A 4,750-nucleotide genomic window follows, 5' to 3' on the forward strand; every position below is an offset into this window, starting at 1 on the left:
GAGAAGCGGCTTCTTCTCTTTCTCCCCCCCCCCCCCCCCCCCCCCTACCCCCCCCCCCCCCCCCCCCCCCCCCCCGCCGCGGTCGTCGATCGCTCGTCGCAGGCTTGCTAGCCTGCCGCTGAGGAACACGCGGTCCGCGTCGGTGAGCTCCGGCGAGCGATCCGGGTCGGCGACAACTTCTTCCGCCTCCGTGATCCGGTCCGTGAACCTCGGGCTCGGCACATCGACCTCGCGCATGCCGGCGTGCAGCTGCTCCAGCGCCTTGGCGTAGTCGACTGGTGAGGTGTGAGGTGTCACGGGCTCGTAGTAGGTCCACAGCGTCACTGCGAAGCCATCGCGCGTGTACACACGCGGGTCCGCCCGAGGCTCCAAGGGACACACCGGGCATCCGACCTCGGTGAGCCGCTGAGCGAGATCGACTTCGAACTGTGCAACCTCTTGTCCCACAGGGGCGACCCGGGCAAAGACGTCGCATGGCGTCAGCCGCAGTGCCAGCTTGTTCGAGTTGTGGAGAACGATTGCATCGTTGGCTGGCAGGTCGAGCGATGCGGCGACCGAAGTCGCAGCCGCTATCGCACGCGTGACGTCGGTCATATCCACCCTCGAATCTTGGCATAGATGAGCGAGGGCGATGCCAACCAGCGTGGCCAGGTGCCAACTATCGTGGCTCGGCACACCGATGTGGGCGCTGTTGGTACATCCCCGGGTCTGCGTGACGGCCCTGGGACGTACGCATTTACTCCGGCGGCGGTGGAGGACCGCAGCGCGCGACGGACGACCCCACCGATGCCTGCATTGCGGCAACTCCTTGCCAGCAAGTGCCCGGCTGGCTTCATACGTGAGTTGAGGGTTCTGGCACAGATCTTGGGGAGCGATTGCGGAGGGTGACGGCATCGTTGGATTGCAAGGGATAGTCGCGGACCTCGGGCCCGTCACCGCGCACCCCGACCACCACAGGCATGAGGCCGCCCTGTCCGACCCGGCACATACGCTGTCGCCACGGAACTGAGATCCTGAAGCCGGAGGCGGCGTGTCTTTGACGTGGCTGGAGACGGAGGGCGGCCCGTTCATCGTGGTTCCACGCTCCGCGCTGGTGCACTGGTCCTGTCGCCGATCTGAGTCGGCCCGTTGAAGGTGCTGTGAGACAGGTCGTATTTGGGCTTCTGCTGCTGACTCATGAGGCGCGTTGCAGGCCCTCCCGGCCGCCCGGGTCCGAAAGGCTGGCGCACGGCAACAGCAGCGGACCCCGAGCCTCAAGAGGCCCGGGGTCCGGTGGGTGCGGGAAGCGGTCATCGACAACCGCCGCCAGGCGCTCGCCGCCGATGTACAGGGCATCACCGTCGCAGTCTGGGTGAACACTCTGCACCGGCTCCAGCGCGGTGAGCCTTGGTACGAGATCGGCGTCGACGACCCGCACCGGCGCCGAGAGCGCTACCCCGAACCGGTCGGCCGCTGACCGCCCAACGCAGCCTTGGGTATGCCCTCCCGCGCGGCGGCTTGCCCAGGCCCCGGGGCGTCGGCCTGGGTGTTGCCCGCGCCGGACACCGCGCCTGGGCCGACGGCGAAAGAGGGAATCAGGGATCTGGCAGTCGAGGGCACGACAAGACGGGTGTGCTGGGATTCTTCAGCGTCGCGCTACTGGGACTGGGCCGCCGATCGGGTTCCAGATGGCGCCCTTGCCCGTCCACTGCCGCACCCCCAACCGGTCCGGGCTCAGCCCGTAGATGCAGCTTTCCTGGGCGGTGAATGTCTTGCCCGGTCCGCCGATGCGGGTCCACCGGCGGGTGCGGGTGTCGTAGCGGTGGATGTCACCGCTACCGGGGCGGGTGGCGAGCAGGGCCTCTGATCCGTCGTAGAGCTCCTGTGCGGGGCCGCCGATCTGCTTCCACGCAGCGCCCTTGCCTGTCCACTGCCACACCCCGGACCGGTCTTTGGCCAGTGCGTACAAGCGGCCGCCAGCCGCAGCGAAGGTCCTACCCGGACCGCCCACACGAGCCCACCGGCGACTATCCGGCTCAAGACGGTAGATGTCGCCAGTTCGCGGATTCGTGGCGAACAGGCCCGCCGACCCTCCGTAGAGCTGCCGGGCCGGCCCGCCCACCTTGACCCACCTGTCGGTCTTGCCTGACCACTGCCACACCCCGGACCGGTCTTTGGCCAGTGCGTACAAGCGGCCCTGTGCGGTGGTAATGGCAGACAGGGCGACGGTCTTACCCTGCAACGTGCGAGCGGAGGGGGCTTTCGTGGTCCTCGCGGGCTGAGGCTGGGACTTGGCCTGGGGCGCCGTCGGCAAGGGGGGCGCGGTGGCAGCAGGGCGTGCGGGCTGAGGGGCGGGGGTGTCGTTTTCGCGGATGTTGTTGTACCGGTAGGCGCGGTAACTGCTGGTGGGGTGTCCGGCCAGGGTGGCGGCGTTGACGTCGCCGCTGGAGAGGTTGGCGGGCCGGCGGGGGTTGCTCTCCTGGTAGTAGGTGAACAGTCCCTTGTTCTTGTCGGTCCAGCGACCGAAGAGGAGGGCGTGGGAGCTGGAATTGAGCAGGTCCCCGGGCTTCAGGTCCGAAAAGGTGATCGGCTGGGCGTGCCGGGGCAGGGAGTGCGTGGTCTCGCTGGCGGGCAGCTGCCAAGCCATGGAGACGAACCCGGAGCAGTCCTGACGCCATGCTCCGCCCGTGGCCTGGTCGGACCACCACTTGCTCTGGCTGTAGGTGACTCGTTGTTCCACCCACGCCTGCGCTCGTCGGACGACCTGGTCTCGGGAGACGGGTTCGCCGGGCCGTGCGTCGAGTCCGAGCGTTCCGGTGGACACGGTGGCTGCCGCAGACACGATCATGTCGTGCCTGCTCGTGGGATTTTCGCTGGGACGGGCCGTGGTGACAGCGACGGTCGCTGCTATCGCGAGCGATGCTCCCAGGGCGGCGAGCGTGCGGAATTTAGACAACGGGACTCCCGATGGTGGACGGGTGGCTGCAGGTGGTGTTGCGTGACTCCACGCCCCGGGCGGGCTGTGTCGGGCCGGACCAGGCGGTGAGAACAACGGTGCTGCGGGGAGGAGTTGGCCGGGAGGGCTGGACAATGAAGGCGCAGCTCGGTCTGGAGTGGGAGTCGGACAACGGGGGTTGTCCGCGGACATCACGCAGGGGGAGAGTATGGGCAAGGCGGGGCGTCCTCAGGGTGACCTGAGAGGGGCAACAGAAGAGGCCAATGCACTGTCGCGGTTTCTTCGGGAGCTGACCGAGGGCGTGGGGGTGCGGGAGCTGGCGCAGCGGTATGAAGGTGTCGGCAAGACGCTATGGGGCGAGTACCGCTCTGGCGTGCGGGTCATCCCGTTGAGCCGACTCAATGCGGTGGTCAAGGACCGCTACCGTGACGCTCGAGGCCGGCAGGTGATGTTGGCGAAGGCCCGGGAGTTGCACGAGGCGGCTATGAGGGCCGAAGCCGCAGACGCAAGGTCTGCAGGTGTCAGGGCGGGCGCGTCGACTGAAAAACAGCAGACAGAAGGGCGAGCTCCCGTCGCGGAGGGGGCGGCGTGGGAGGCGAACCCGTTACCGGCGACCCTGTCACCGGCTTGATGATCTGCGTGTTTTTGTCGGTGTTGGTTCGGCATCGTGATGTCAGTGGGTGAGTAGCGGGCTCTTGGCTGGTCAGTGGGTTGTGGTGGGTGGCTCGGCTGCTGTCATGGATGCCGATTTGGTGCTGTCGTTTTTGGTGGTTGGGCAGGTCAGTTGGTTTGCCGGTCGGTACAGCCGGGAGCGTGTTGCCGCTGGTCACGGCCGTGCGTGTGCTCCGGGGAACACCGTCTGTTGAAGGCGGACAGCATTCTCTTTACGGCGTGGGGGTGAGGTTGTAGCGGATTCCTGTTGCGGTGCGGGTGAGTTGTTCGCCGCCCTGGGCGGTGATGAGGGGGAAGAGCGGGCTGTCCGGGGCACGGTCCTTGAGTTGTCCGTGGATGCAGGCCGCGCGCACGAGGGGGCGAGCCCAGGTGGGAAGGGGGTAGAGCTGGCAGCGGCGGTGGGCTGTGCTGTCGTGGACTTTGACGGCGGTCGCCGTTTCGTTGATGTCGATGCCGCGGATGAGCGCGAGCCGGTCGATGTCTGCCCCGGTGATCGCTTTGATGGTCAGGGCTGTGGCGTGCAGTGGGTGCGCCACTGTGGTCAGCCGGGCGGCGAGGATATCTCGCGCTGTGCAGTCGTCTCCTTGCCTGGGTGGTGCGGTGCTGCCGGGGGCGAGATCGGGTGCGCCCTGGCACCGGGTGCGCGTGCGACGGTCCACTACTAGGCCGTCCGACGGGGCCGGAGGGGTGATCCATTGCCCGTTGTCTTCGGTGGGCTGATGGTGACCGGTGTTCCTGGTGTCGGCCGGTGGGTGTTCCGTGTGGCCGAGAGCGATGCGCGCCCCAGAGAGGGTGTCGATGACGTGGTGCGGGGTCTCTTCGAGGAGTGTTCTCAGGGTGGGGCCGAGCGGTCGGTGCCAGAGGAGGGTGAGTCGGATGCCGCTTCGCTCCCGCAGGGCGAGCAGTTGTCTCTGGCGGGCTTGTGTGAGGCGGTCGGTGCGGCAGACGATGAGGTGTCCGATGGGGTGGGTGAGTATCCAAGTGGCGACGGCGTCCCAGGCGGGGCGTTGGGAGTCGGCCCAGGTCCCGTACGTTTCTCCGCCTAGGGGCAATACCGGTGACTTTGAGGGTGTCGGCTCGTTGTGTTGGGTGTGCCAAGGCCGGGACAGGTGAAGTCGGTCGGGGGCGAGCGGTTTTCGGATC

The 4,750-nt window shown here is 67.5% G+C and carries 3 protein-coding genes and 2 pseudogenes; 2 read left to right on the forward strand and 3 right to left on the reverse strand.

The window, feature by feature from the left end; all coding sequences use genetic code 11:
- Window positions 1-594, reverse strand: a pseudogene (locus ACZ7IB_RS48410) (hypothetical protein); the annotation flags it as partial.
- A gap of 682 nt (window positions 595-1,276) precedes the next feature.
- On the opposite strand from ACZ7IB_RS48410, the gene ACZ7IB_RS48415 reads away from it, so the two are divergent.
- The gene (locus ACZ7IB_RS48415; protein WP_470921704.1) at window positions 1,277-1,456 is read left to right on the forward strand and encodes a hypothetical protein; all 180 of its coding nucleotides are present in this window, start codon (window positions 1,277-1,279) and stop codon (window positions 1,454-1,456) included.
- A gap of 168 nt (window positions 1,457-1,624) precedes the next feature.
- Here ACZ7IB_RS48415 and ACZ7IB_RS48420 read toward each other — a convergent pair whose 3' ends face one another.
- Window positions 1,625-2,935: an NlpC/P60 family protein gene (locus ACZ7IB_RS48420; RefSeq protein WP_470921705.1), complete on the reverse strand. Its 1,311-nt coding sequence runs from the start codon at window positions 2,933-2,935 to the stop codon at window positions 1,625-1,627.
- A 208-nt stretch (window positions 2,936-3,143) separates the two neighbouring features.
- On the opposite strand from ACZ7IB_RS48420, the gene ACZ7IB_RS48425 reads away from it, so the two are divergent.
- Window positions 3,144-3,566 carry a hypothetical protein gene (locus ACZ7IB_RS48425; protein WP_470921706.1) on the forward strand — a complete coding sequence of 141 codons (423 nt, stop codon included), beginning with the start codon at window positions 3,144-3,146 and terminating at the stop codon, window positions 3,564-3,566.
- Window positions 3,567-3,819: 253 nt separating this feature from the next.
- Here ACZ7IB_RS48425 and ACZ7IB_RS48430 read toward each other — a convergent pair.
- A pseudogene (locus tag ACZ7IB_RS48430) lies at window positions 3,820-4,750 on the reverse strand (hypothetical protein); the annotation flags it as partial.

The sequence above is a fragment of the Streptomyces sp. NPDC037301 genome (assembly GCF_055602785.1).